25 protein-coding genes are annotated in these 26,608 nt (G+C 40.9%); 13 read left to right on the plus strand and 12 right to left on the minus strand.

Annotated features, from left to right (window positions below):
- Positions 1-58: 58 nt before the first annotated feature.
- Both ACFFIP_RS01005 and ACFFIP_RS01010 read left to right on the plus strand, forming a co-directional pair.
- The gene (locus ACFFIP_RS01005) at positions 59-2,989 is read left to right on the plus strand and encodes a DEAD/DEAH box helicase (RefSeq protein WP_382385696.1); all 2,931 of its coding nucleotides are present in this window, start codon (positions 59-61) and stop codon (positions 2,987-2,989) included.
- A 103-nt stretch (positions 2,990-3,092) separates the two neighbouring features.
- A complete protein-coding gene (locus ACFFIP_RS01010; RefSeq protein ID WP_382385697.1) occupies positions 3,093-3,893 on the plus strand; it encodes a sterol desaturase family protein in 801 nt (266 codons plus the stop codon).
- A gap of 253 nt (positions 3,894-4,146) precedes the next feature.
- On the opposite strand, the gene arsB is transcribed toward ACFFIP_RS01010, so the two are convergent.
- From arsB to ACFFIP_RS01030, 4 genes are all read right to left on the minus strand, one after another.
- Positions 4,147-5,175 (minus strand): ACR3 family arsenite efflux transporter, encoded by a 1,029-nt coding sequence (gene arsB / locus ACFFIP_RS01015; RefSeq protein WP_382385698.1) that lies wholly within the window; start codon positions 5,173-5,175, stop codon positions 4,147-4,149.
- Between the two features lie 208 nt (positions 5,176-5,383).
- Positions 5,384-5,995: a low molecular weight phosphatase family protein gene (locus ACFFIP_RS01020; protein ID WP_382385699.1), complete on the minus strand. Its 612-nt coding sequence runs from the start codon at positions 5,993-5,995 to the stop codon at positions 5,384-5,386.
- Between the two features lie 150 nt (positions 5,996-6,145).
- Entirely contained in the window at positions 6,146-6,688 is a 543-nt protein-coding gene (locus tag ACFFIP_RS01025) for a DUF6428 family protein (RefSeq protein WP_382385700.1), read from the minus strand.
- 205 nt (positions 6,689-6,893) lie between these two features.
- Positions 6,894-7,223 carry an ArsR/SmtB family transcription factor gene (locus ACFFIP_RS01030; protein WP_382385701.1) on the minus strand — a complete coding sequence of 110 codons (330 nt, stop codon included), beginning with the start codon at positions 7,221-7,223 and terminating at the stop codon, positions 6,894-6,896.
- Between the two features lie 406 nt (positions 7,224-7,629).
- Between ACFFIP_RS01030 and ACFFIP_RS01035 the strand changes: the two genes are divergently transcribed.
- From ACFFIP_RS01035 to ACFFIP_RS01075, 9 genes are all read left to right on the plus strand, one after another.
- The gene (locus ACFFIP_RS01035; protein WP_382385789.1) at positions 7,630-7,833 is read left to right on the plus strand and encodes an ArsR/SmtB family transcription factor; all 204 of its coding nucleotides are present in this window, start codon (positions 7,630-7,632) and stop codon (positions 7,831-7,833) included.
- 5 nt (positions 7,834-7,838) lie between these two features.
- Entirely contained in the window at positions 7,839-8,072 is a 234-nt protein-coding gene (locus tag ACFFIP_RS01040; protein ID WP_382385702.1) for a thioredoxin family protein, read from the plus strand.
- A gap of 12 nt (positions 8,073-8,084) precedes the next feature.
- Positions 8,085-9,071: a permease gene (locus tag ACFFIP_RS01045; protein ID WP_382385703.1), complete on the plus strand. Its 987-nt coding sequence runs from the start codon at positions 8,085-8,087 to the stop codon at positions 9,069-9,071.
- A 2-nt stretch (positions 9,072-9,073) separates the two neighbouring features.
- Positions 9,074-9,436 (plus strand): hypothetical protein, encoded by a 363-nt coding sequence (locus tag ACFFIP_RS01050; protein ID WP_382385704.1) that lies wholly within the window; start codon positions 9,074-9,076, stop codon positions 9,434-9,436.
- Complete coding sequence (locus tag ACFFIP_RS01055; protein ID WP_382385705.1) at positions 9,433-9,873, plus strand: DinB family protein; 441 nt, start codon at positions 9,433-9,435, stop codon at positions 9,871-9,873. The genes ACFFIP_RS01050 and ACFFIP_RS01055 overlap by 4 nt, the downstream gene beginning before the upstream one ends.
- 92 nt (positions 9,874-9,965) lie before the next feature.
- The gene (locus ACFFIP_RS01060) at positions 9,966-10,655 is read left to right on the plus strand and encodes a carbonic anhydrase (protein WP_382385706.1); all 690 of its coding nucleotides are present in this window, start codon (positions 9,966-9,968) and stop codon (positions 10,653-10,655) included.
- Between the two features lie 96 nt (positions 10,656-10,751).
- The gene (locus tag ACFFIP_RS01065; protein ID WP_382385707.1) at positions 10,752-11,546 is read left to right on the plus strand and encodes a cation efflux transmembrane domain-containing protein; all 795 of its coding nucleotides are present in this window, start codon (positions 10,752-10,754) and stop codon (positions 11,544-11,546) included.
- Positions 11,547-11,629: 83 nt separating this feature from the next.
- Positions 11,630-12,475, plus strand: coding sequence for a polyphosphate kinase 2 (ppk2, locus tag ACFFIP_RS01070; protein WP_382385708.1), 846 nt, complete (start codon positions 11,630-11,632; stop codon positions 12,473-12,475).
- 5 nt (positions 12,476-12,480) lie between these two features.
- On the plus strand, positions 12,481-13,248 hold the full coding sequence (locus ACFFIP_RS01075) for a polyphosphate kinase 2 family protein (protein WP_382385709.1): 768 nt from the start codon (positions 12,481-12,483) through the stop codon (positions 13,246-13,248).
- Positions 13,249-13,262: 14 nt separating this feature from the next.
- Here the strand turns inward: ACFFIP_RS01075 and ACFFIP_RS01080 are convergent, their stop codons facing one another.
- The 6 genes from ACFFIP_RS01080 to wecB form a co-directional block, all read right to left on the minus strand.
- The gene (locus ACFFIP_RS01080) at positions 13,263-14,726 is read right to left on the minus strand and encodes a pyruvate kinase (protein WP_382385710.1); all 1,464 of its coding nucleotides are present in this window, start codon (positions 14,724-14,726) and stop codon (positions 13,263-13,265) included.
- Positions 14,727-14,816: 90 nt separating this feature from the next.
- Positions 14,817-16,301 (minus strand): Omp85 family outer membrane protein, encoded by a 1,485-nt coding sequence (omp85, locus tag ACFFIP_RS01085; RefSeq protein ID WP_382385711.1) that lies wholly within the window; start codon positions 16,299-16,301, stop codon positions 14,817-14,819.
- Between the two features lie 192 nt (positions 16,302-16,493).
- Positions 16,494-17,861: a HAMP domain-containing sensor histidine kinase gene (locus ACFFIP_RS01090; protein WP_382385712.1), complete on the minus strand. Its 1,368-nt coding sequence runs from the start codon at positions 17,859-17,861 to the stop codon at positions 16,494-16,496.
- A complete protein-coding gene (locus ACFFIP_RS01095) occupies positions 17,858-18,550 on the minus strand; it encodes a response regulator transcription factor (RefSeq protein WP_382385713.1) in 693 nt (230 codons plus the stop codon). The genes ACFFIP_RS01090 and ACFFIP_RS01095 overlap by 4 nt, the downstream gene beginning before the upstream one ends.
- 28 nt (positions 18,551-18,578) lie before the next feature.
- Positions 18,579-19,058 carry a cupin domain-containing protein gene (locus ACFFIP_RS01100; protein WP_382385714.1) on the minus strand — a complete coding sequence of 160 codons (480 nt, stop codon included), beginning with the start codon at positions 19,056-19,058 and terminating at the stop codon, positions 18,579-18,581.
- Positions 19,058-20,152, minus strand: coding sequence for a non-hydrolyzing UDP-N-acetylglucosamine 2-epimerase (wecB, locus tag ACFFIP_RS01105; protein WP_382385715.1), 1,095 nt, complete (start codon positions 20,150-20,152; stop codon positions 19,058-19,060). Before wecB ends, ACFFIP_RS01100 begins: the two co-directional genes overlap by 1 nt.
- A 275-nt stretch (positions 20,153-20,427) precedes the next feature.
- Here wecB and ACFFIP_RS01110 point away from each other — a divergent pair, with 275 nt between their 5' ends.
- Together ACFFIP_RS01110 and ACFFIP_RS01115 are read left to right on the plus strand one after the other, a co-directional pair.
- Positions 20,428-20,991 carry a hypothetical protein gene (locus ACFFIP_RS01110; RefSeq protein ID WP_382385716.1) on the plus strand — a complete coding sequence of 188 codons (564 nt, stop codon included), beginning with the start codon at positions 20,428-20,430 and terminating at the stop codon, positions 20,989-20,991.
- 9 nt (positions 20,992-21,000) lie between these two features.
- Entirely contained in the window at positions 21,001-22,698 is a 1,698-nt protein-coding gene (locus tag ACFFIP_RS01115; protein WP_382385717.1) for a capsule assembly Wzi family protein, read from the plus strand.
- Between the two features lie 33 nt (positions 22,699-22,731).
- Here the strand turns inward: ACFFIP_RS01115 and ACFFIP_RS01120 are convergent, their stop codons facing one another.
- Both ACFFIP_RS01120 and ACFFIP_RS01125 read right to left on the minus strand, forming a co-directional pair.
- On the minus strand, positions 22,732-24,060 hold the full coding sequence (locus ACFFIP_RS01120) for a serine hydrolase domain-containing protein (RefSeq protein ID WP_382385718.1): 1,329 nt from the start codon (positions 24,058-24,060) through the stop codon (positions 22,732-22,734).
- 82 nt (positions 24,061-24,142) lie between these two features.
- Positions 24,143-26,575 (minus strand): TonB-dependent receptor, encoded by a 2,433-nt coding sequence (locus ACFFIP_RS01125; RefSeq protein WP_382385719.1) that lies wholly within the window; start codon positions 26,573-26,575, stop codon positions 24,143-24,145.
- Between the last annotated feature and the right edge of the window lie 33 nt (positions 26,576-26,608).

Here is a 26,608-nt window from a genome sequence, read left to right on the forward strand (position 1 = left end):
TTAATTGGAAAAAAAGCGTTTTCTACTCGGAATCACTCCGTTGATTGACACTAGCTCTATGAAAGTTTCTTCTGAACAGCCTTTTGAAATTGTCTATTCATTATTCAGCCATGAATTCCTGGGATTACTTTTTGAATCCTTTGCCGTGCAATTGGATGAAAAAGGAAGGTTGTCTTTTGCCCACCAAAATATTTCTCATGTCAATGCACCTGAATTTGCTTCAGGCTTGGACGAGGTGGATTACAAACTGATCAAGTGGATGGATGAGATGCAGCAGGAATCAGTGGTCAAGAAATTCAATCACAAGAAGTTAAAACCAAAAGACTTTCTCAGGAGAATATATGATCCTAAAACAGAAAACAAAGCAGTACAAGAGCTGATTGAGGAAAAATTGGAAGGTTTACGGGCAAAAATCCTTGAAAACCTTAATGGAAAAAGGCTATTTGAAATGGGAAATGACGGCAATCCCATCTGGAGAGAGATAGATATTATGCCGGAACAAGCTTCAGTACTTTTTCATTTTAGACGGAATGAGGAAAACACCCATTATTTTCCTACCATTAAATATCAGGGAGAGAAATTGGAGTGGCAATACAAAAATGGCTACCTCATCTGTCATGAACCTGCCTGGCTAGTAGTGGATTATAGACTTTATAACTTTAAAAAAGGAGTGGATGGGAATAAACTACGCCCATTCTTGAACAAGAAATTTATTGTCATTCCAAAAAAGGTAGAGGAACAATACTATAGAAAATTCGTCACCCAGCTGGTGTCTTCCTTTGATGTATATGCCGTAGGTTTTGATATCAAAGTGGAAAGAAGTCAGCCAAAAGCATTGATAACACTTAGTGATTTGCCCTCCAATCCCAAAACAGATCTGTTTGGTAATGTAATTGAGGAAGAGGAGGAAGACAAGATAGTTTTTGACCTTCAGTTCCAATATGGAGATTACAATTTCCGCTCAGAAGAGAAAAGTGATAATAACGTGGAACTTGAACATATTGGGGACAATTATATTTTTCACAAAGTAATTAGGGATTTGGAAAAGGAAAAATCCTATGGTGATTTCCTTAAAAACCTGGATTTGCCAGTAAAATCTTCTCGTCATGCCATGGCCAAGTCCAAAGCATTTGGCTGGATAAATACTCATAGGGACCGATTACAGGAAGAAGGCATTCAAATCAGGCAATCCACAAACGGACAGGGGAAAAAGTACTTTTTTGGGCATGCCCAGATTTCTGTGGAAGTCAAAGAAAACATTGATTGGTTTGATGTGCATGCCATTATCAAATTCGGGCCATATGAAATTCCATTCCAGAAACTTCGGAAACTACTACTTCAGGGAAAAACAGAATTTGAGTTGCCTAATGGTGAAATAGCGGTAATTCCTAATTCCTGGTTCATCAACTATTCTGAGATGTTTGCTTTTTTGGAAGAACAGGAACAGGAAGAGGCTTTTCAGCTCGTACTGAAAAAACACCACATTGCCCTGGCTCAGGAATTGCAGCAAAACAACCTACTACAGCTTACCTTGAGCAGGAAACTGGAAAAGCTTAGGGATTTCAGTAAGATAGAAGATTATGAGCTGCCTGTAAGTTTCAAAGGCAAACTTAGACCATACCAAAAAGCCGGATACAATTGGTTGCGCTTTCTAAGTGAATACCGCTTCGGTGGTTGTTTGGCAGATGACATGGGTTTGGGTAAGACCGTTCAGACCTTGGCTATGCTCGCCTATGAAAAAGAAGCACATCCGGATGCGACTTCCTTATTGGTCATGCCTACTTCCCTGATCTATAACTGGGAACTGGAAGCTAGAAAATTCACCCCAAAATTAAGGATACTTACCTATACTGGAACCCAAAGAATCAAAGACAATAGCAGGTTTTCAAAGTATGACCTGGTCCTCACTTCTTATGGTATTGCAAGAATGGATGTGGATATCCTGAAAGGATACTACTTCAATTACATTATACTGGATGAATCCCAGGCCATCAAAAATCCCGGTAGTATCATTTCTAAAGCGGTCAATGAATTGAACTGTCGCCAAAAGCTTATCTTGACCGGTACCCCGGTGGAAAATGGCACCATGGATCTTTGGTCGCAGATGAATTTTATCAACAAAGGTCTTTTGGGGACTCAGGGCATGTTCAAAAAGCAATTTTTGCAGCCAATTGAAAAAAAGAATGACATGGAAAAAGCAGCCAAGCTACATGCCATGATCAAACCTTTTATCCTCAGAAGGCTGAAAACCCAAGTGGCTACAGATCTTCCTGAAAAGGTAATCAACGTGAAATACTCCACCATGACGCCTGATCAGGAAAAGGCTTATGAAGAAGTGAAAAGCTATTACAGGGAAAAAATTGTCAACGAGATGAGTATCCCTGGCCTAAAAAATCAGCAGTTTACCTTGTTACGGGGTTTGACCCAGCTGAGGCAGATTGCCAATCACCCTAAATTGACGGACAAAAATTACCATGGAGATTCCGGAAAACTGGAAGATGTGATCCATATGGTCAATGAAACGGCAAGTGAAGGACACAAGGTGTTGATTTTTAGCCAGTTTGTAAGACATCTGGCCATTATTAGAGAATTTCTTGATCATGAAAAAATCAAATATGCCTATTTGGATGGCACTACAAAGGACAGACAGGCACAGGTAAAAGCATTCCAGGAAAATGATTCTGTGAAAATTTTCCTTATTTCCCTCAAAGCAGGTGGGGTAGGGCTCAACCTGACCAAAGCAGAATACGTGTTTTTACTTGACCCTTGGTGGAATCCTGCAGTAGAAGCACAGGCAATTGACAGGGCACATAGAATCGGACAGGAAAACAAAGTCATGATTTACAAATTCATCACGAGGAATACCGTAGAAGAAAAAATCATGGCATTGCAGGAGAGAAAAATGGCTTTAGCCGGTGAATTGATCAGCACAGAAGAAAGCTTTATGAAGAGCCTGAGCAAAGATGATATTGAAGCGCTATTGTCGTAATAGCAGATTTGAAGAATTTCAGGTGTGAAAAGTCGGATTTCATCAAAAAGTGCAAACTTTCCATTCAATGTCTGGGTTACAAATCTGATCTTTAGATGTATTCATGGACTTCAATCTGGACTGGTTGCTGGGGCCCGACTACACCCAGCTGGCTAATTTTCTCTTGCTTTCTACGATTTTGTTCATCGGGGTATTTGTGAGATACCTTGTACTCGCCTGGCTATATCATACCCTTGTGTATAAAAAGCTTGGGGATGCCTATCCCCACCGCCGCCTCCACCAGCAAGTGAAGTTACCACAGGTTAAAAAAGAGATTACCTATTCCTTTTTAGGCGGTATCATCTTTGCAATTACGGGAACGATCATGCTCATTTCCTGGCAGCGGGGATATACCCTGTTGTATACTGACCTGACTTGGATTGATGTGCTATGGGTTCCCCTGAGCTTCTTTTTGGCCCTGTTTATCCATGAAACATATTATTACTGGTTGCACAGGTGGATGCACCATCCCAAGGTATTGACCAAGTTTCACCATATTCACCACAACAGTCTTTACACCAGTTCTTTTACCTCATTTTCCTTTCATCCTATAGAAGCCTTGTTGCAGGCTATTTTCCTTCCTGTACTGGTAATGTTCTTACCCATTCACTTTTTTGTGCTGATCGCCCTGCTGGTGACCATGTCCATCACTGCAGTGATCAACCATGCCGGAGTGGAAGTGTATGCCTCCTCTGCCATCCGCTCTCCATGGGCACGGTGGATGGTGGGCGCTACCCATCATGACTTGCACCACCTGAGGTACCGCTGCAACTATGGGCTGTATTTCACCTTTTGGGATGTTTGGATGAAGACAGAAGATGCAGGATTTGAAAAAAGATTCATGGAGCATACCAAGTTGAAATAAATGGAAATAGGTTGAAATAGGATTTCCGTTCAAGCGGTCAATGCCAGGTAATGATCGGAAATTAACCTTCTAAGGCAGGTCCTATTTCGACCATATTTTGCGAAGCGTATTTCACGCCAAGGCGCAAAGCCGCAAAAAAGGTATTTCAACTTTATTTCGCGAAGCCTATTTCCATCTATTTCCCTGAATAAAATATCCAAAAATATCGCGCAGCAAATATCTATTTATATCGCGAAGCATATTTCCTCAGATCCTAATACCTCCACTTATTTGCCAGGCTCACCAAGTGTAACATCACTGGCACTTCTACTAGCACCCCGACAACAGTAACCAAAGCGGCCGGACTTTCCAATCCGAACAAGGCAATGGCCACCGCTACCGCCAACTCAAAGAAATTACTGGCACCAATCATGGCCGAAGGGGCGCATACCGCATGTTGGAGCTTCAATTTTCTTCCTCCAAACCAAGCCAAAAAGAAAATAAAATAGGTCTGGATAATCAGCGGAATGGCAATCAGAAGAATGATCAGGGGATTGTTCAGGATATTTGGCCCCTGAAATGCAAAGAGCAAAACCAATGTCAAGAGCAAAGCGATGATGCTGACAGGTTTAAACTTTGGTAGGAATACTGTTTTGAACCATTCCTCTCCATTTTTTGCAATTAGGCTTTTATTGGTGATTACGCCGGCAATCAATGGAATGACCACAAAAATCACCACGGAAGCCACCAAAGTTTCATAAGGCACTGTCACATTCGTAATACCCAAAAGCAGGCCAACCAAAGGAACAAAAGCCACTAGAATAATCAGATCATTGACCGAAACCTGTACCAACGTGTAGTTAGGGTCTCCATCTGTCAGATAAGACCAGACAAATACCATTGCCGTACAAGGTGCCACTCCCAACAAAATCGCTCCGGCAATATATTCCCCAGCCATATCAGGCTCAATGTAAGCTGAATATAACTGATCAAAGAACACCCAAGCAAAAAATGCCATTGTAAATGGCTTGATCAGCCAGTTGATCACCAAAGTCCAAATCAGACCTTTGGGAGCTTTCCCTACATTTTTTACCGATCCAAAATCAATCTGCAGCATCATGGGATAGATCATCAACCAGATCAGGATGGCTATCGGTAAGTTAACATTGTAAACCTCCAAGTCTGACAGTACAGACATGCTGTCTCCTGCCAAATGACCAATCAGGATGCCTGCTCCAATACAAAGGGCAACCCATAGGGTCAGGTATTTTTCGAAAAAGGCTATTTTTTTGGTTTCAGACATTTTTTATGGTTTATATGGAGTTAAAATAAGACACAAATAGGATCAAATAGGTAGAAATATGGTGGAAATAAATTGAAATATTATAGTTGGTTTCAAAGGTGATTTCCCCTCCTCATCGACAATCGGTATTTCTAGGCTATTCTTATTTATACAATATATCGCAAAGCATATTTCAACATTATTTCACCTGAGGTATATTTCAATTTTGTTACCTTTTAATCCTTGAAAACACATAAAGCAATTCCGACGCTATCTGCAAGGACCGTGTATCATACATTTCAGCTTCCTGATCTGTATCGTCAAAGGCCTTTGGGTCTTCATAGCGCACAGGGATTCTGACCTCTGCACCTGGAATAAAAGGGCAGTTTTCATCAGCATGGGAACAGGTCATGACAGCTGCAAACCCATAAAGGGCATTGGCTGCATCATCGTATACCTTGCTGAAAGTAACAATCGGGTCTTCATCATTTGAATAGAATACAAAGTATTTGGGATTACTTTCTCCTTCTTTGCTGACTTTAAAGCCAAATCTTTTGATGGATGCCACTGCTCTTTCGTTGAAAGCAGTTACTTCGACTCCGCCTGAATATGAATTAATATCAATTCCATGATACGCCGCAGCTACTTTCCCCCAGATCTGGGAAAATTGGCTTCTTCGGGAATTATGGGTACAGATAAAATTCAGGTTGATTTCCTGATTCTGATCGACTTTTCTTTGGACATAATCAATCAACACTTGAAGAACTGCTTTGCGATCTTCTGATATTGGAAGGGCCTGAGCCTTCTCAATGTAGGGTTGGAGGGTTGGGTATAGGTTCATTTCTTTAGAGGCAAGATACAAGAAGCAAGAGGCAAGACGCAAGAGTCATGACGCAAGACGCAAGAAACGAGACGCTAGAGTCTAGAGTATGTCTAATCTCTCGCTTCTAGTCTCTGTCTTGTACCTTATGTCTTGAGTCTTGCATCTTTTTCAACAACATCCCGATCCGGGTTCACAACTCTCGGCCACCTGAAGAGAGGCTAGAGAAACTCTTACTTTAGGTTTTTCGCTTACCGGGCCGCAGCAAGCGGCAGCTTTTTCCTCAGGAGTTGTTGCACGGTCCTTAGCTTTGCAGGTAGTTTGATCTGGGACAAGTTGAACAATCAATGCATTGCCGGTGTCTTTGATGTTGTGAACAGGAAGTACTGCTGTTGGGAAAACAGAATTGCCATATTCAAACTTGATTTCAGCTTCTGGATAGGTTTCCCTTACCTTATTGACCACGTCAAAAATCTTCATGGCTTTGCTTGTGTCAACCGAGTGATCAGGTTCCGGGATTTCATTTTCCCACAATTGGATATGCACTTCTGACCATTGGTTGCGGATACCACCACAGTCCACCGTGTCGAAGTTGACATTCTTGATTTCCGTGATGTGGTAGTCGGTTCTCACATATTGGCCCGACTGGTATTCAAAGAAAAGCGCTTTATTGGGGTTTTCTTTGAGGATGTTGGTGAATTCGGTTGTTTTCATTTGGTTCTCGCAAAGGCGCAAAGCCGCTATTCTTTTAAGATTTTAGACACTAGACATGAGACGCTAGACTTTTTTATTCCTCTTCCATCAAAACCATGAATCACATAAATTGAGTAATACATAACTTTTTAATTCTTAAAGACCAAAACTTCAAATTGACAAGTATCCAAGTCTTGCATCTTGAGTCTAATGTCTTGTATCTATCTTAGCAGCAGCCCGATATCTTCGGAAAGCCACTGAATAAGTCTTGGAATAGGTTTTGCACTTCTGCCCAACGGACTGCATCAATACAGTAATTGACAGATACTCCCTCGATACTGCCTTTGATCAGGCCGATTTCCTTAAGCTCGCGAAGATGCTGGGATATGGTGGCCTGTGCCAGCCCAAGTTCCTGCACCAAATCCCCATTGATACAGGAGTTGGATTGGATCAAGTATTCGAGGATGGCGATGCGAGCAGGATGGGCAAAAACCTTGGCGATTTTGGCCAATTCATTTTGCCGGTCGGTAAAGAGATCTGTTTTGGTAACACCCATGGTTTAGATGGTTAGATACGAGAGACTAGAGATTAGATTTTAGAAACAAGAGATAAGAAATAAGGCAGAAATAATAAGTTGCCATGTTCTAAGTCAATTATTCATACCTATTTAGGAACCCTGTTACAACAGTATTTCGCGAAGCTTATTTCTGAATCTATTTCACATATAATTACATCGCAATATTAAGATAGATATTTTATCTTGCAAAATTTTTTAGAAAAAATATCATGTAGCGAGGTGATGAATGTCACGTTGAATATTCTTTATCCATCGTATTTTTACGATAGACTATTTGATCAATGGAAAGCAAAACTGCAAAAATTAACATTTCACTTGAGGAGCAGAAACTTTCCCAATATGCAAAAGCATTGGGGCATCCGTAAGGATACAGATTCTAAAAATTATCAGTGCGCAATCTTGTTGCTTCAATGGTGACCTCACGGTAATTATTCCTTTGGCCAAATCCTCCATTTCACAACACCTCAAATCCCTAAAAGAGGCTGGGTTGATACAAGGAGAAATCATGCCTCCCAAAATCAAGTATTATCTCAATAATGAAAATTGGGCGGAAGCCGCTGAATTATTTGAAACCTTATTTAAATCTTAATTAAAATGCGAACCATCAAAATCTTGGGCACGGGTTGTGCCAAATGCAAGCAAACAGAAGCAATAGTTCGTGAAGTCTTGGAAAAAGAAGGTATCCTTGCTGACGTCATCAAAGTGGAAGATATTCAGCAAATCATGTCCTATAATATCTTATCAACTCCCGCCGTGGTCGTGGATGAGGTAGTCAAAATCAAAGGTAAGGTTCCTTCTGCTCAAGAAATTATAGCAGCCCTATCTTAAAAACTTGTATCCATGTTCGACTGGCTTAAAAGTTTCGCAGATTGGTTGATCTATCAGGCCATAGGGATAGATGCAGAAAGTCACCTAGGAGTGGCACTGAACTTCTTTGTCTATGATGTGCTGAAAATCCTGATTCTCCTCTTCGTTATCACGGTATTAATGGGCATTGTCAATGCCTATTTCCCAGTAGAGCGCTTGAGGGATTTTCTGAACAAGCGCAAACTCTATGGCTTGGAATATTTCTTTGCCTCCCTGTTCGGAGCCATTACACCCTTTTGTTCATGTTCATCGGTGCCTTTATTTATAGGTTTTGTTCAGGGCGGTATTCCATTGGGAGTTACATTCGCTTTCCTGATTACCTCCCCTTTGGTCAATGAAATAGCCTTGGCGATTTTTCTGGGCATGTTTGGTATCAAATTCACGCTAACCTATGCCATTATCGGTATTCTTTTGGGAATGCTGGGTGGAATGGTTTTGGGAAAAATGAGGCTGGAACGCTACCTCAGTGACTGGGTGCAGCAATTGATCCAAAACAAAAATAAAGTTCAGGAAGGCTTTGAAGCTGAGCAGACTCCTTTCTTGAAACGATTACCGCACATTACCCATGAAGCTTGGGGAATTGTAAAAAGCATCGTGCTTTATGTGGTCATCGGTATCGCCATTGGTGCATTAATGCATGGCTATGTACCTGAAAAATTCTTTGAACAATACTTGGGGGAGGGGCAGTGGTGGACAGTACCATTAGCAGTAATATTGGCAGTACCTCTCTATGCAAATGCAGCAGGAATCATTCCGGTCATTCAGGTTATGGTCGTCAAGGGTATTCCCTTAGGAACGGCGATTGCCTTTATGATGGCCACTATTGGTCTTTCCATTCCTGAGGGAACATTACTTAAAAAAGTAATGAGTATGAAGCTGATAGCCATCTTTTTCGGAACAGTCGCTTTTTTCATCATCCTTTCCGGGTTTATTTTCAATATGATATTTACATCCTTATAAAAATGAAAAATCTTAGTTTACTAATTCTTTCATTAATGTTCCCTCTTTCTATTTTTGCACAGCATGGAGTGCTCAAATCAACCGGTGTGATGAGCGAATTGGGTAAGAACGGTTTTTCGCCTACCATTTCCATGGATTCCCTTCAGAAATCTCCATGGATTTTTGGCTTAGGGTCTTTAGGCAAAATGCAGGGTGAAATAATAGCCGTATATTCCCATAAAGGTAAAAGAATTTATACTCACCATGATACCAATGTCCATGCCCATTTTATCAATTCGGGAAAAACTTTCACGGGACACATTGATAAGCTTAAAACAAATCTGAACAGTAATAATCAATATTTACCAAAGCAAAAAATAATATGAAAGCATTAATAGAACTCTGGAAAGAAGGCCGTACCCGATTTACCAATCAATTGGCCAAGATCAAGCCTGAAGACCTTACTAAAAAACTGGGCAACAGTCCAAATTCAGCAGGATTTCTGATCCGGCATATCGCTGAGGTGGAACTGCTTTTTGCTAAAAATGTCTTCGGCAATGCAGAGGTAAAAGTGGATGCAAAGACCTTGAAAGCACAACGGGATACAGGAGAATGGACTGACTTAGACGCTCTTTTAGCTCTTGTAAATGAAGCGGGAGTACAACTTGAAAAAGCCATCAACAATCAGAAAGGTTGGGATGCTGTCATTAAAACCCAGGAATTTGGGGAAAAATCCAGAGCGGAGGCTTTGGGGCGTATCACTACGCATACCGCATATCATGCAGGGCAGTTGGCCATCATCCTGAAATATGGAACAGCCTGATAAAAATAGGATTACTTCATTCAACCTGAGTGATTTTTATCACGCTGATATCAGGGAGGATTTCTGAAATTTGAAAAAAATACAGCAATCTGATGAAGCGATATTCTTATTTACCCCTTCTCGCTGGCTTCTTCTTCATAGGGTGTAAACCTGAGCCAGTTGACCAGCATCTTGAAAAAGTTCCGAAAGAAAATTTATTAGAAGTTTTATTGGAAGGCAATCAGCGATTTGCCGAAGATCACCCAATTCATCCAGACCAAACCTTGGAAAGGTTAAGGGAGTTAAATACTGGCCAACATCCAGTAGCGGCAATTGTAAGTTGCTCTGATTCCCGTGTACCTCCTGAACTTATTTTTGACCAGGGATTAGGAGACTTATTTGTCATTCGAAATGCCGGCAATATTGTAGCGGATTATGAAATCGGAAGTGTGGAATATGCTGTAGAGGTTTTGGGGGTACCATTAGTGATCGTGATGGGACATACCAATTGTGGTGCTATTCATGCTTTCGTAGAACATGACCATGACCATTCGCATGTCTATCCTGAATTTATCCAGAAAATCGTCAATTATATTGATGCAGAAGAAGAAGAAAAAGCTTTACCTCGTGACATCCCTAATTTTTATGATAAAGCGATCGAAGCCAATGTGCTACACGGGGTACATGAATTGAAAAAGCATATCCCAAATGCTGACTCTTTGATCAACAACAAGCACCTTCGCATCATCGGAGCGATATATGACATGGAATCTGGAAAAGTCAAAGTGATCGAGGATAAATAAGAGATTCAAGATAAAAAAGATTGGCCTGGTTTTACAGATGTAAAAATCAGGCCATTTTTTGTATTCAATTGTTCGATATCAGTACATTTGATCCTGATGCAAAAAACCACTTTTCATATTGCTAAAATGGATTGTCCATCCGAAGAACAAATGATCAGGATGAAGCTTTCCAACTTGGAAGATATAAAGGCTTTGGAATTTGATATTCCCAATCGAAAGTTACAGGTATTCCACCTAGGCCATTCAACTGAAATTTTAAGCATGCTTTCTACCCTCCAATTGGACACGACCCAAATAGAATCCATCAGTGTGGAACCAAGGACATTAAGCCAATCGGATGGCCGCGAGAGAAAAATCCTATGGGCAGTTCTAGCGATCAATTTTGCCTTTTTCCTCATAGAGATGATTACCGGATTGATTTCCAAATCTATGGGACTAGTAGCCGATAGCCTTGATATGTTGGCTGATAGTATCGTTTATGCACTGGCATTATATGCAGTAGGAGGAACCATTGCCAAGAAGAAGAACATAGCTGCTTTTGCTGGATATTTTCAAATCCTACTCGCTGTATTAGGTTTTGCAGAAGTGATAAGAAGATTCTTAGGCGTGGAAAAAATGCCTGATTTTTCCATGATGATCATCATATCCATTTTGGCACTTATCGCCAATGTCATTTGTCTTTACCTCCTTCAAAAAGGAAAAAGTAAAGAAGCCCATATGCAGGCAAGTATGATTTTTACCTCCAACGACATTATCATCAATGGTGGGGTGATCTTAGCTGGGATTTTGGTACTTTGGACCGGTTCAACTTATCCTGATCTGATTATTGGAGGCATTGTATTCCTAATTGTAGCAAGAGGAGCTTACCGCATTCTACAATTGTCCAAATAATATTTTCTCCCTGCATACTGGCATTTCTTTGTTTAGTAAACTGGAATTGATAACTTATATGTGAGATCAATCCACGGATTTTTATGTTTACAAAAGAAGACCTAATGCAGTTTGATACCAGAAAAAAACTGGTAGCGCTTGCCAAAAAGAAAGGCATCAAAGTCAAAAAGACCCTAAAGAGAACCAAATATGAAGAGCAACTCCGGTCACTTCAAATTGAGTTGGCTTTCTTACAGCAGCATATCGAGAAAAATAAACTGAGGGTAGCGGTCATTTTCGAAGGTAGGGATGCTGCTGGCAAGGGTGGTTCGATCAAACGCTTTGTGGAGCACCTCAATCCCCATTCTTCAGGTGTGGTCGCTTTGGCAAAACCAACGGAAGTGGAAAGGGGACAATGGTATTTTCAGCGCTACATTGAAGTTTTACCAAATAGAGGAGAAATCAAGTTTTTTGACAGAAGTTGGTACAATAGAGCAGTAGTGGAACCTGTCATGGGTTTCTGTACCCATGAGCAGCACAAAACCTTTATGGCGCAAGTGCCGAACTTTGAACATATGCTCCATGAAGATGGCATCAAAATCATCAAGTTCTGGTTTGATATCTCAAAAGAGGAACAGAAAAAAAGATTTGATGACAGGAAAAACAACCCACTGAAAGAATGGAAGTTCAGTCCTGTCGATTTGAAAGCGCAGGAGCTTTGGGATGAAAACACCAAATACAAAGAGCGGATGTTCACGGAAACCCATACTGCCTACAGTCCTTGGACCATTGTGGAAACAAACGACAAAGAAACAGCAAGATTAGAAAGCCTCAGACATGTCCTATCCCAATTTGACTACAAGGGAAAAGGGAGTTCGGGCGCCAGCCTGCTCACGGACCCAAATGTGATATACAGGTATTTCAGAAAACCCAAAACTTTTGACCTTTGAACAACATGGAACTGACAAAAGAGGATTTGAAAATATTGAATTCGAAAATAGGGCTGAAGCATTTACTGGCAGACAAAATAATAAACCTGGAAAAAGCACTCAAAGATGCCAGATATGAACTGACTTTAAGGGAAGTTCAGGCCGAACTGGTTAAAATGCAGCTTTGGTTGATCGCTCAAGGTAAAAAAATGATGGTTTTGTTTCACGGGGGTGATTCATCAGAAAAAAGTGGATTGATCAGGAAAATTTTATCACATAACAATCCACGGCACTATAGGGTAGAAGTCAATCTTCCCCATGAAAGTGCGGAGTTTGACCAAGACTGGTATTTCAAACAATTTGTAGCCAAGCTACCACAGCCTGGAGAGATGGTTTTCTGGGATAGAAGCTGGTACAACCGTGCTTTGATAGAACCTGTGCATGGGCTCTGCTCCAAAGAGGAATATGATTTGTTTATGGGTCAGGTAAATGATTTTGAGCGGATGTTGGTCGAATCAGACATTCAATTGATCAAATTCTATTTTACCATCAGCAAAAAGGAACAAGATAGAAGAATCAAAGAAGTCAAATCAAGTCCTTTGAGCAAATGGAAAATGACTCCTTATGATGAAAAATCCAAGGAACTTTGGGACCAATATCAGGATTACAAAAATGTGATGTTTGAGAAAACTAACACTGCTATTGCTCCTTGGATAGAAATCCAAAAAGACCATAAAGAAGAGGAAATGATTGAAGCGGCAAAACATATTCTGAACCTCATTCCCTATCAATAATCCTTGCTCTTTCATCACAGTTTCAAGAAACGCTCAGCTATTTTGAGTGGTCTGAAAGTAAAGCGTTTTTTGATTCTGTGTGCAGAAGCCCGCTGTACAATATCCTTAAGCGTTTCCATCACTTCGATGGTATATTCGCCTTTATTGATCATCACACATTCCGCCAATGCAGCATGGCCTGCATCAGTAATTTCTGAACGTGTTGCCATTCCGGATTTATGCAAATTTTCCAGTACCTGAGTAGCCCAAACTACCGGTATATGGGCTGCTTCACAGATCCAAAGGATTTCTTCCTGAATCTCTCCCATGCGCTCAAAACCAATTTCTACTGCCAGGTCTCCCCGGGCAATCATCAACCCAAAAGCCTGTTCCTTCATGCCTTCCAACAAAAGGGAAGGGAGGTTTTTTACAGCCTCAGGGGTTTCTATTTTGATAATCAAAGGTAAACAATGATCATTCAGCTGTTTCAATTCAGTCCTCAGCGCCCTGATATCTTCCGGACTTTTGACAAATGAATACCCAATAATATCCGCATTTTCGCTAATGAATGGAAGACAGCTCTTATCAAATTCAGTAAGAGAAGGAATGTCCAATAAAGTGTCTGGAAAATTAATTCCTTTCTCTGCTTTGATCTGACCTTTTTCTGAAGAAACCCGGGTGACCCTGATACCAACACGGTCTTTCTTGACCTTTTCTACCAAACACCTGATGACACCATCATCAATATATACCCGATCTCCTTTTTTGATCATTGGGAGAATCCCAGGCTCATTTGGACTAATGACGATATCATCAGCCTCGAATCCTTTATCATCCTCGGCCAGCCATATCAACTGACCTTCCTTCACCTTGACTTTTCCCTTTTCTTTTCCCTTTTCCAACAGTTTTGTCCTGATCTTAGGGCCTGCCAAATCCATATAGATTTTACATTCCAAACCTGTCTGATGACATGCTTTTTTAATCTTATTGATCATCTTGGCCCAGGTAGCTTCATCATCATGGGCACAGTTGATTCTGGCCACATTCATCCCGTTTTGCAAAAGACTTTTGATCATTGCATAATCATCCGCAAAACCAGAGTCAAAGGTGACCATTACAGAAGGAACATTCGTTTCCGTCTTCGGGCCAAAAAGAAGTCTGCTTTTTTCTCCTATTTTTAATTTACTGAATGCGTATGTACAGACATCAAGTTCTTGTTCGTCATAGGTCTTCCCCAATCGCTCATTGATTGCCTGCAATTGTCGGTGTACATGGCTTTCTGAACTTGCCATCGAAGACAATCCATGGATATGGAGTAAATCCTGTAACTCTCTGATGTCCTGATTCCTTAAAACCAGATAATGGATCAGGTTTTTTGCGGAATCCACCTGCTCTGAATGAAGGCTATTGATCAAAGCCTGTTTTTTTTCCGCCTCCTTCAGCATTTTTTCCTCCAGAAGACAGAGTTGTTCTTTGATATATTCTAAATCAGAATGCATAGAGTTATAAAGGGAAAATCTATCCTAAGGTAGTTAATAATCCGGTCTGTTAATAAAGTCCTCTGTTAAGTTTGTTTGAAGATTACAAATTCAAAAAATATGCCCAAATCCGAAGAAGAATTGTCCGCCTTCCCTGCTCTGTGCATAATCTAGTCTCAAAACAGTGGACTGGTTCCAGGCAATTCTACCCCCGATTCCAGGAGCGCCTCTGAAATTATTCACCTGCACATCCCTTATTCCTTCCCACACTGTACCGAAATCATAGAAAGGCGTCAGGCCAAGGGCAAAATGTTGGTTAAAGGCATTGAAATCATGGAGCCTTGCCCTCATTTCCAAATTGACCAATCCGACTGTTGGCGCTAAAAACCTGGCTTCCCTAAACCCTCTTACAGATCTTCCTCCTCCCAACACGAGGATTCCTCCTGCTTCGGCCTGAGAGGAAAGGTCCCACATTTCAATAAAGTTGATCCTAGGACCGAAAATATGCCCAAAGGCTGCCAATCCTGCAAATGTCAGTCTGTTCCGGTCATTTTTCCAGCGGTGGAAAGTGTGGATAAACTGGCCTTGCAGCATAAATTTGTTGAAGTTGAACTGGGAACCTAACCAGGGCGCAGAGTATTCGTGGGAATACTGTAGGAAAATTCCCTTCGAAGGATCAGGTTCTAAATCCCGGGTATCATAGATAATGGCTCCTGCCAGCATACTGGTAAACTGGAACCTATCCTCAAAACCCGCTAAATTGAATCGGTCCCAGGTACCATCCTTTTTCTGGCGGTTGACCAATGTTTCCCTTTGGATGGCCTCCACCTCTGTTCCATTGGGCAGAAATGCCGTCTCTGCAATTCTTCCTGTATAGTCCTCAAAGGCTGTAAACAACATTTCATAACCGAACATGAGTCTCAATTTTCCTCCCATCTCCACACGCTCTCCCAAAAGATTGAAGAGCTTTTCCCTTTGGATAAATTGGTTGAAATGGTTATCTGTCTGCATTCTTCCGCCATTTCCTGGGACGGCTATTTTGAGATTGTCCTCGTAGGCATTCACCCTGTTGAACTGACGGACCGGACCATCCTGTCCTTCTGATTTGTCCGCAAAACTCAGCCGGTTCAAAGACTGTCTACCGATACCCCAATATTGCGCATTGGGATCTTCCCAGAATACCGCATCGGCTCTAAATCTCCATTTGGAATTGAAGACATAAGGAACATCTAAGTTGATGGCTGCTTTCACCCTGCCATTTTCGAAAACAAAAAATTCAGTATTGACGCTATAGCGATATGGGGTATAATAGAAGAAAGGATCTTCTTTGGTCTTGTTCTGAAACAAGAACACATTTCCACCCACACCAAAACCCCTTATGGGATCAAATTCGAATCTGGGCAAACCGGTGACAAAAAAGCCTTCTTTCTTCGTAAGGATATCTTCTTTGGAGAGTCTTTTTTCTTCTGAAATATCGAATGGCATGGAAATAGTGTCCAAAATGGCCATCCGGTCTATATTTTTCACGTCCTTTGTCTGTGCCGCAAGGAAACTGTGAAGAAAAACAGCAATAAATAGAATCAATAGTTTTTTCATGGCAATTCCTTTTTTATTCATGGGTGATGACTACCATCACCAAAGGAGGTCATGGTAAAATCAGATTGTGGATAAAGAAAGTTGGGGAAGGTAATCCATAAGCGTTTTCTTTATGGGCACAAAGGTAAAGGACTTGAAAGCCTACTGATTTTAGAATATTCTTAGAAAAAAATTAGAAACCCATTAGAAAGTCTATTCCGCCTTGGGTAGAATAATGGAAAAAATTGAGCCCTGACCGATTTTTGACTCTAACCTTATTTCCCCATCATGCTGATGGATAATTTTCTGTACCAGTGTAAGACCTATTCCTGTTCCTTCAGAATAGTCTTTGTTTTTTCCCCTAAAAAAAGGATTAAAAATGTCTGCATGTTCCTTGTCAGGAATACCAATCCCTCTGTCCCGGAATTTGATCATGACACCGGAAAGGTCTGAGGTTATGGAAACATCACAACTCTTAAACTCGGAAAACTTACAGGCATTTTCCATCAGATTATAAAAAGCAATTCCAAGAAGATAATTATTGCCCTTGACGGTAATATCCTCTTCCTCCAATTCCAGTTCAAAATCCATGTGAATTTTATATCCTGGATTTTTTGCCTGCAATTGATGGCTAGCCTCCAAAAGTACTTCATCGATTCTAACAGGTTTTATGGTAATTTCCGTCCTGTCATAACTCGCTTTGGCGAAATCCAATAAAGTGCTGGCTAATCTGGCAACTTTCTTACTGTCCAATAAAACTTCATGCATTGTTGCCTTATACTCTTCTGCACTCCTTTCCTTGTCCAGATTCAATTCCAGATCTGCTATAATGGACGAAAGGGGTGTACGGAGTTCATGGGCAACATAGGAGACAAATTGCTTCTGGGAATCAAAAGACTTTTCCAGCCTTTCCAACATTTGATTGAATGTCTGTGCTAACTGCCCCAATTCATCTCTGGAGTTGTACTCCTTGATTCTAAGATCGAGGTTAGAAGCTGAAATCTTCTGGGCTTCCTGAATGATCCCTGCTATGGGGGCAAGGGATTTTCTTGAAAAATACTTCCCGATCAGGAAAATAATGGCTAGACCAAGGAAAAAACTCACCAACATGGTGTCTCTTAAGTTTTCCAATTTGTTGAATCCATAAAAATCAAAGGCTGCAGCGGTAATGAAATATTGTTTTTCTGCATGCTGGTAATCAAAACCTATAACCTGCCACCTATCCTGGATAAAGCTTATTTTTTTCTTCCTGGCAATCTCCTGAAGCATTTCAGGAGTTTCTTTTACAAAATCAATGTCCACCGCATCGTGATAGATAAGCTCTTGGTTGGCATTGTAGATGGCCACTTCCACTTCATAAAGAATTTCCCTGTTGTTTTTGTAAATGGTCTGAAGGGTAGCTGCATCCAACTGTGTTTCCAACAATAAATTCACCTTGGTAATACCTTCTTTTTCCAAAATGTTATAGAACTCATTGAGTCTATTGGTGTAAGCTGAAAAATAAACAATAACCATGAAAACCAACAGGATACCTGCTGCCAAAGCCGTAAACATGAGTGATATCTGTTGCTGTAACCTCATGCCTTTTGCAATAAAAACCCCATGCCCGGACGGGTATGTATCAATTTGTCTTCAAAAGGTTTATCCACCTTTTTCCGGATATAATTGATGTAGACATCGATAAAGTTGGTTCCAGTATCGAAATTCACCCCCCAAACTTCCCTGGCTATCTCTTCTCTGGACAAGACCCTCTCAGGATTTTTTATCAGGTATTCCAATAAAGTATACTCCTTTGGTGTCATATTCAATACTATCCCTGCCCTGCTGACTTTTTTCAATTGGGTATCGATTTGAAGGTCGGCATAAGATAAAATAGTCTTATCTGTGAATTCTGAATTTTTCCCGGACCTCTTCAAAAGCGTCTTCATTCGGGCATATAGCTCCCTAAAGTCAAATGGTTTGACCAGATAATCATCGGCCCCGGCATCAAAACCCTCAACTTTATCATCTGTGGCCCCCAAAGCAGTCAACATGATGATGGGGATGTGGTTATCTTTCTTCCTGATGGCTTTGGAGACATCCAATCCATTGATTTTTGGCAAAATCAGATCTGTAATGATCAGGTCAAAACCTCCTTTATCAAACAATCGGAGACCCATTTCTCCATCAAAGGCTTGTGTCACGCTAAATCCCTTCTCCTCTAGACCCTTTTTAAGGACTATGGATAACCTGTCGTCATCTTCTATTAGGAGGATATTGGTTTTATGCATTGGGTTTTGCCAAAATTGTTTGTCTCTATCAAGTCAATCTGTGGATAATTTCAGTTTCCTCCGGCCAGTGTTCCATCAATTCTTCTTTCGAAACCAATCTAAAGTCCTCAAAATCAAATCCTGGTGCCACCACACAGGATACCAAACTGTAACTGTCTTCTTGGTCAACCGTTGATCCAAAAATGACGCCTGATTTTACCAATTGGTAAGGCAGGTGACCCTCTTGGTCAGATGGTCCTACCAACAATTTTTCATAGCCCTTGTCAGAAAACACATGGACGGTTAAGGGGCTCCCCTCATGAAAAAACCACATTTCATCACTCTTGATCTGATGAAATTTGGAGGAATTATCGGAGGTCAACAAAAAATAGATACAGGTCATCAGACTTCTGCTTCCATGATCCGTAGTAACTTCCCATTCGGACCTGTAGGTTTCGGCATAATAGCCGCCCTCAGGATGGGGCTTCAATTGAAGTTTCTCGACTAATTCATTTATCCTGTCCTGCATTAACCGTAAATCTCAATGATTTTATCCACAATTCTTCCTGCACTTCTGCCATCCCAATAAGGTATCCCCTTATATTTTTTCCAATCACCCCGCATCAATTTATCCAAATAGGGTTTCAGGTTTTTGGGGTTGGTACCCACTAATTCATTTGTACCCAATTCAATTGTTTCCGCTCTTTCGGTATTTTCCCTAAGGGTAATGCAAGGTACATTCATGACAGATGCCTCTTCGGTAATCCCTCCGGAATCGGTAATCACTCCTTTGGCATTTTTGACCAAATAATTGAATTCCAAATAAGACAAAGGTTCTGTCATAAACAGGCTGGGATCACTGATGCCCAGATGTTGCAGGTTTTTGGCTGTCCTTGGGTGAACAGGGAAAATAACCGGCAGACCCTGGGTTCCTTCCATGATAGCATCGATCATTTCTTTTAACTTTTCCTCCTGATCCACATTCGCAGGTCTGTGCATGGTCATAACGAAATATTGTCCTGCTTGAAGCTTATCAAAGATTTCTCCTTGCGGCTTTTGGAATCTTTCCATATTGGCCATCAGGGTATCGATCATGGTGTTCCCAACAAAATGAATACTTGATTCAGGTACGCCTAATTTTCTCAAATTATTGTTGGCAATCTCAGAAGTGGTGAAAAAATGGTCAGTAATGCTATCCGTAACCATTCTGTTGATTTCTTCCGGCATGCTTAAATCCCCTGAGCGGATACCGCCCTCCACATGGGCCACCTCAATTACCAATTTCTTAGCTGCAATTGAACAGGCCAAGGTTGAGGTCACATCCCCTACGACAATCACCAAATCCGGCCTATTGGTCATCAATTCTTTTTCAAAAGCCACCATAATAGCCGCAGTCTGTTCTGCCTGGGTTCCTCCACCTCCTCCCAGATTGGCATCCGGTTCAGGAATATTGAGCTGTTCGAAAAAATCCCCCGACATTTTTTTATCATAATGCTGGCCTGTATGGACAAGCCTGTAGAAGATCTGTTGGCCTGCTTTTTGTCTTGCCTGTACAGCGTGAACAATGGGGGCAATTTTCATGAAATTTGGCCTTGCTCCTGCTACTAAAGTAATGTTGATCATATAAAAATGAGATAAATGAATATGCAAATTAGCCAATATAGCTGATTCGGCAAATCTGGTCGATAGATATTTACAACATCAAAAAGACCATTTTAAGCTTAAATTTCGTTTATTTGTGAGTTGTTTCACTTTGTGATCAGAAGATTTGTCCATTTCTTAATTGATTTAAAAAAATGTTTTTCCAGTTAACCCGAAGCTTATTTATATTTTTAGTAGCCTTATCCTCAGTTTCATTGTTTACATCTTGTGAAGATAAAATAGAAAGTCAACAGGTCGTGTATTCGAATAATTTTGGAACTTTGGATTTAAGGAATTTTGACAATGCCAGGCTCTTTATTTTCTATGGTGATACACTTCTTGGCTTCTTTCATAATGAAGAGACTACAGTTATAATTCCTGACTTGCCCGGTCACAACACCGTAAAAGTAGAAATTGAGCTCTTGGTGCATGATAGCTGGGACGGCAATCCCGATGATGGTTTTAATGGCCCTGATTTTTGGTACATGAAATTGGATGATGAAGAGGTACTGAGGACCACTTTCTCCAATTCACCCTGTGAGTCTTTATTTTGCCTAAGGCAGTCTTATCCGAATGATTACTTCAGACAAAACTTTCCAAAAACAGGAGCCATACAGACAAATCTCCCTGGGTTATGCCTTTTCGGTGCATTTCAAAATTATACCACAAAGTACCGAATCAGTAGAACAATCAAGCATTATGGCAACAGCCTGAAAATCAGCTTGGGTGATGAGCTTTTCCAATTGGATAATCCTAACCCGGCATGTGATGAGAGTTGGTCAGTAGGTAAAATTGAAGTAACGACTATGGTGGTCATTTAAACAGATATCATGCGTTTCAAAAATCTTTTATATAGCTTCTTTGCTTTTTTTGTTCTAGGGTTGAACCAGAATATAATTGCCCAAACTGTACCACTCAATACCCCTGTTCTTGAGGAATACATGAGGAGAATGCAGCTTTTAGGCAACATTAGTGACAAATCATCCTTTGCGATCCGTCCTTTGCATCCTGCCTATGCTTTTGACAGGTACAATGGAATTGATTTGGACAGTACCTTTACAGATTTTGATATCTCCGGAATTCACATGAAACTCGGAGAAGATCAGGACGGTATCCTCATGGCAATGCCGATTACTTTGAGAACACAATACAATTCTGACTATGCTTTTGGACTGAATAATGGCGCGATGATCCCAAACAGGGGTCTTCAAACTGTGTTGAGTGCAGGTTTTTACTTTCAGGAAGGGAAATTCTCAGTGCAGTTGCAACCTGAATTATTGATGGCCCAAAACAAAGACTACCTAGGATTTCCGATAGGCCATCAGGCAACTATCCTTTATTACTACGAATACATGAACCGGATCGATATGCCTGAAAGATTCGGGACAGGATCTTACAATAAGCTACTTCCAGGCCAATCCAGCATCAGGTTCAATCCGGGAAATTTCTCATTTGGGCTTTCCACTGAAAATCTTTGGTGGGGTCCTTCCAGGAGAAATTCCCTTATCCTGAGCAACAATGCCCAGGGATTTTTGCACTTCACGGCCAACACCCTCAAACCTATTGAAAGTCCTATCGGACATTTCGAAGGACAAATGATTGCTGGTTTTCTGAATAACTCTGGGTTTCTCCCACCACATCCTGATTATCGCTTACAGAATAACCCTGTACTGATTCCCAAAAGAGAACTGGACAATCGCTATTTATCTGGCATCATCCTCAGCTATCAACCAAAATGGGTTCCTGGTCTTTTCTTAGGATACTCAGCCACGAACCACCTTTATAGAAATGATATGGAAACCTGGGGAGATTATGTACCATTCTTTAATGGTCAAAAGGGGCCTCCCAATGTCTTTAACCCTATCAGGAACAAAAGACAGCAGTTCAGCTCAGGGTTTTTCAGGTGGATAGCTCCTGAAGGTCATTTTGAATTTTATGGGGAATATGGTACCAATGGCAATAGCAGAAGATTCAGTGATTTTCTGATTACACCAGAGAGAAACAGGGGTTTTACCTTTGGTTTTTCAAACCTGATGCCACTCAAGAAGCCAGGACAATTCCTTCAGATCAGTGCTGAAATGACACAGACTGGACAAACAATCAGGGAGAGTATCCGAAACCTCGACACTTGGTACATCCATGACCATGTACGACATGGTTACACCCATAATGGACAAGTACTGGGCGTCGGCTATGGCCCCGCTTCCAATGTCAATTGGATAGAAATAGGCTGGGTAAAAAATTTCAATAGAATCGCCTTTCATTTTGAAAGAATCGTCTACAACAATGATTTTTACTATTTCAGATATGAATTGTCTAAAGATTGGCGAAATAAATATGTGGACTTAGTACCCTCTTTAGTAGCTGACTGGAGGTTTGGTAACCTACTTGTTCATGGCAACTTCCAATATGTCAATACGCTGAATTATATGTGGTACCTGGAAAATCAACCGGATCAGTACTTTATACCTGGTTTGGATAGAAAAAATATCGTAGCCACAGTAGGCTTGAGCTATATCCTCAAATAAAGGGGAAAATCCCCTTTATTTGAGTTTCAATTCTTATTTTTCCACCGCATTCCTTTTTAACACAAACTCCCCGCCTCCTTGCTTGAGCGTCATTTGATCTTGATCAGGATCAAAAACCAATGTCAACCTTGCCTGATAAAACGTAAAAACATGATCGCCCTCATAGGTTAGGGAGAAAGCAGGTTGCCCTGTAGCCTGTGCATTCAAAACTAAGCTGTCCTTTGTAATGGTAATCTGTAGTGGAAAAGAAGGGCTACTGTAAAGACCTAGGTACTGATCCAACTCTTCACTACTGATGTTGGTGTCTTTAAAGCTGGGAACTTCAAAATCCTTTCCAAAATATGCATCCAAAACGGTCAAGGCTGCCTGATTGGGATCGATGGTAGAGCCATTGACAGAAATAGCGATGCTTAGTCTATCATCAGGAAAATAGCTCAGCATGGACTTGAATTCATCAATACCCCCTGTATGCCCAAATGATACCTTATCGTGATACGGAATTTTGAACATTCCTCTTCCAAAATTATCCTGCATTTCTTTCATCAATTCAAGGCTTTCAATGGAAATCAAGTCGCCGGCAAACAATCCCTCGATAAATTTTGTGAGATCCTCCGTAGAAGCCACTATCGCTCCTGCTCCTAATGGGATGGACATATGGGTTTCACCAGCTTTTTGCCATTCTCCGAGGAATTTATAAGAATACACTTCCCCATTTTCCACTGAAGCCTCCTTCCCAATATAAGTATTTCTCAAATGCAATGGCTTAGAAATGTATTGTTCTACAAGTGATGAGATGTCCTGCTTGAAAGTATCTTCCAGAATCCAAGTCAAAAGGATGTAATTGGAATTGCTATACTCGGCTTTTGTATCCGGATCAAAAACCGCAGTTCCATCCAAAATCAGTTTGTAGAGACCATCTCTGGATTTGGGATGTTCATTCCAGGAAAGATAATCCGGTCTAGAGGTAACACTGAAAATCCCACTGCGATGGCTCATCAGTTGGCTGATACTAATGTTTGAAGCATTTTCAAGCTCAGGAAAAAAAGTTTCAATCGTCTGTTCAAGACTTAATCTTCCTTCTTCAATGGCTTTCATTACCAATACGGCTGTGAACATTTTCGAAATGGATCCAACACGATATTTGAATTCCGGTTTAGCTTTTATTTCCTGATCCAAATCGGCGTAACCAATGGATTTTTGATAGATTACCTTACCTTCCTGAGATAATGTTACACTTCCCATTAGTTTATTACCTGCTTCCAGTGCTTCAAAATACTGGTCCAATTTTTTCTTATCCAATTGTTGGCCTACCAACTCCTGCGCTCCGAAAAAAAGGAGCATGATGATGACTAAATTCTTCATGATCATAAAATTTAATTTCTTCAATTTAACATTTTAAAATAAAAACGGCCCCCTTCATCTGCAAAAGGGAGCCATAAAAAAATCAATCCAATCTGTTCCTTTCTTCAGAACTACCGCTTCTATTGGCCACCCTAAAGCTTTCGCCTTGGGCAAACTTATACCTCAAAGTAACCCTTACTCCCTGAGTATTTCTATATTGCTGAAATTTGGTATCTATCTTGTCAAATTGAACATTTGCACGGATTATCTGGCTTCTGAACAAGTCGGTACCATTCACGGATAAGGTAAGTTTATCTTTGTTGAAACCTTTTGTGAAACCTGCATCTACCCATCCAAAACCTTTAATTTTTGCCTGGCCGTATTGTGATGGTCCTACATACATTCCCATAACTTCTGCCTTGAATCCGGCAGGTAGATTCAAGGTGTGCTGAGACCTTAAAGTAAGTGAGGTTTGGGATACATCCAACAAAGCATCGCCAATCATAGATTTCCATCTGGAATTGGTCACCTGAACCATATTGCTGGTATTCCACCAAGACCTTATTTCCACAGGAATCATTGCTCTGAAATTCCAGGTCTGGGATTTGTCCAAATTGGCATTGAATGTTGTGGTGGTTCTGGTTTCCTCATCCTGGGTAAAGATCTGCTGGAACACATCATTGGTCAAGGAATAGCCGATGGTAAACTGATAGGCGTTTTTGTACACATGGTTCATTTCCACATTGTGGGCATATTGTGGCCTCAAATTCGGATTACCGGTCTCTGTTGTCAATGGGTCTATGTAATACACAAATGGATTCAGAAGTCTGTAATTGGGACGGGTAATCCTTCTATTGGCATTGTAGATGATCTGATACTCCTTGCTTACTTTTTGCTGAACATTCACACTGGGAAATAAATCAACATATCTTTGGGTATTGACTTGATCTAAGGTGACTGAGGTTCCGGTGATATCGGAATACTCCATTCTCAAACCTGCCTGAAAGCTCACATTCTCAGAAAACTTGCTTTTATAAGAAGTATAAGCAGCCAATACATTTTCTTCATAAATAAACCTGTTGCTATTAGGGTCTGGTTGGAACGGTTCTTCCTCAACAGCCTTACTCAAATCCAGATTATTGTCTGACTTCACCCAGCTTCCTTTCAATCCTGATTCCAGGACCCTTCCTTTACCAAAGGGCTTGATAAAGTCCACTTTTGCAGTGAAAATATCGTACTCCATATCATTTAGGGTCAGGATAAAATCTCTTGCGGATTGGGCTTCATTATCATTCATCCAGCTTGTATTCGTCAACAAAGAATTGGAAGATGAAGTCATTCTGGTAAAATCAATATCAGAGGTCAACTTTGTACCCAATGAATCGAGCAAACCAACATAGTGGATATTACCAAAAAGCCTTCTATTTTTAGAATCACTGTCATTCAAAGATCTTAAATAGAAGAGATCATCGGTTCCTGGATTGTCAATTTCAGTCAGTGCCTTCCCAATAACCTCTCCCTTATAATCTGAAGCCTGTATAGTTGCGCCCACACTGTGGTTTTGATTGATTTCATAATCGGAGGCTCCGGTAAAAAATAAGCTCTTGTTATACATGGTCAGGTTGCTGTTTTGATCAAAATTAGATACACCCTGTTCCAATTGAAAATTCCTGTTGATCGCCAGCTCATTGTCAAAATTGAATTCATTGTAATTCAAACTTGCCTGATTGGTCCATTTTCCTTTCTTGACATTGACGGACATCCCTGTATTCTTCCCAAAGATTCCATTGTAATTACCACCAACGTGCACATTTCCGAATACCCCATCGATATTGTTTTTCTTTAATCGGATATTGATCACCCCTGCACCACCTTCCGCATCAAAGCGGGAAGTTGGGTTATTGATGATTTCTATACTTTTGATGTTCTCCGCCGGCATAGACCTTAGGAAATTGGCCAGATCAGCTGCGCTCATATACGTCTGACGGTCATTGATCATGACGGTAACCCCGGACCTGCCGTTCAGGTTGATGTTATTGTTGTCGTCCACATATACCCCTGGAGATCTTGCGATCACATCCAAGGCCGTATTGCCTTCCGCCATGACGGTGCCTTCCACATTGATGGTCGTTTTATCGGCTTCTACAATGATTTCCGGTCTGGTCGCTCTCACGGTTACTTCAGATAGGTTGGCGGCATCTTCTTTGATGGAAATAATGCCAAACTCCTTGGTCATTCCCGGCTTGATATCAAAAGCCTCTGATTTGAAAGTTTCGAATCCGATAGAAGAAACCACCAATTGGACCTTTCCTGCACGGGCAGATTCAATCAGAAATTTGCCCTCATCATCTGTGACTGCTCCGGTAAGTAAAGTCCCGGATCCTACCTCTACAAGGGCCACGTTTGCAAAAGGAAGTACTTCTCCTTTTTCGTCAGCCACCTTTCCCATAATCTGGGAGAACTCCTTGGCGGCCAAATTGCTCATTCCCAAAAAGAAGAAGAAAAGAGCAGTAAAAATTTGTGTTGAGATTTTCATAATAGTTGGTTTAGCTTTCATAGTACTGTACCA

Source organism: Fontibacter flavus (assembly GCF_042432905.1).
Lineage (GTDB): Bacteria > Bacteroidota > Bacteroidia > Cytophagales > Cyclobacteriaceae > Fontibacter > Fontibacter flavus.

Bases quoted from the DNA above. Each gene is read 5' to 3' on its own strand.
- ACFFIP_RS01005 (WP_382385696.1), top strand. From the start codon at position 59: ATGAAAGTTTCTTCTGAACAGCCTTTTGAAATTGTCTATTCATTATTC.
- ACFFIP_RS01010 (WP_382385697.1), top strand. From the start codon at position 3,093: ATGGACTTCAATCTGGACTGGTTGCTGGGGCCCGACTACACCCAGCTG.
- arsB (WP_382385698.1), bottom strand. From the start codon at position 5,175: ATGTCTGAAACCAAAAAAATAGCCTTTTTCGAAAAATACCTGACCCTA.
- ACFFIP_RS01020 (WP_382385699.1), bottom strand. From the start codon at position 5,995: ATGAACCTATACCCAACCCTCCAACCCTACATTGAGAAGGCTCAGGCC.
- ACFFIP_RS01025 (WP_382385700.1), bottom strand. From the start codon at position 6,688: ATGAAAACAACCGAATTCACCAACATCCTCAAAGAAAACCCCAATAAA.
- ACFFIP_RS01030 (WP_382385701.1), bottom strand. From the start codon at position 7,223: ATGGGTGTTACCAAAACAGATCTCTTTACCGACCGGCAAAATGAATTG.
- ACFFIP_RS01040 (WP_382385702.1), top strand. From the start codon at position 7,839: ATGCGAACCATCAAAATCTTGGGCACGGGTTGTGCCAAATGCAAGCAA.
- ACFFIP_RS01045 (WP_382385703.1), top strand. From the start codon at position 8,085: ATGTTCGACTGGCTTAAAAGTTTCGCAGATTGGTTGATCTATCAGGCC.
- ACFFIP_RS01050 (WP_382385704.1), top strand. From the start codon at position 9,074: ATGAAAAATCTTAGTTTACTAATTCTTTCATTAATGTTCCCTCTTTCT.
- ACFFIP_RS01055 (WP_382385705.1), top strand. From the start codon at position 9,433: ATGAAAGCATTAATAGAACTCTGGAAAGAAGGCCGTACCCGATTTACC.
- ACFFIP_RS01060 (WP_382385706.1), top strand. From the start codon at position 9,966: ATGAAGCGATATTCTTATTTACCCCTTCTCGCTGGCTTCTTCTTCATA.
- ACFFIP_RS01065 (WP_382385707.1), top strand. From the start codon at position 10,752: ATGCAAAAAACCACTTTTCATATTGCTAAAATGGATTGTCCATCCGAA.
- ppk2 (WP_382385708.1), top strand. From the start codon at position 11,630: ATGTTTACAAAAGAAGACCTAATGCAGTTTGATACCAGAAAAAAACTG.
- ACFFIP_RS01075 (WP_382385709.1), top strand. From the start codon at position 12,481: ATGGAACTGACAAAAGAGGATTTGAAAATATTGAATTCGAAAATAGGG.
- ACFFIP_RS01080 (WP_382385710.1), bottom strand. From the start codon at position 14,726: ATGCATTCTGATTTAGAATATATCAAAGAACAACTCTGTCTTCTGGAG.
- omp85 (WP_382385711.1), bottom strand. From the start codon at position 16,301: ATGAAAAAACTATTGATTCTATTTATTGCTGTTTTTCTTCACAGTTTC.
- ACFFIP_RS01090 (WP_382385712.1), bottom strand. From the start codon at position 17,861: ATGAGGTTACAGCAACAGATATCACTCATGTTTACGGCTTTGGCAGCA.
- ACFFIP_RS01095 (WP_382385713.1), bottom strand. From the start codon at position 18,550: ATGCATAAAACCAATATCCTCCTAATAGAAGATGACGACAGGTTATCC.
- ACFFIP_RS01100 (WP_382385714.1), bottom strand. From the start codon at position 19,058: ATGCAGGACAGGATAAATGAATTAGTCGAGAAACTTCAATTGAAGCCC.
- wecB (WP_382385715.1), bottom strand. From the start codon at position 20,152: ATGATCAACATTACTTTAGTAGCAGGAGCAAGGCCAAATTTCATGAAA.
- ACFFIP_RS01115 (WP_382385717.1), top strand. From the start codon at position 21,001: ATGCGTTTCAAAAATCTTTTATATAGCTTCTTTGCTTTTTTTGTTCTA.
- ACFFIP_RS01120 (WP_382385718.1), bottom strand. From the start codon at position 24,060: ATGAAGAATTTAGTCATCATCATGCTCCTTTTTTTCGGAGCGCAGGAG.
- ACFFIP_RS01125 (WP_382385719.1), bottom strand. From the start codon at position 26,575: ATGAAAATCTCAACACAAATTTTTACTGCTCTTTTCTTCTTCTTTTTG.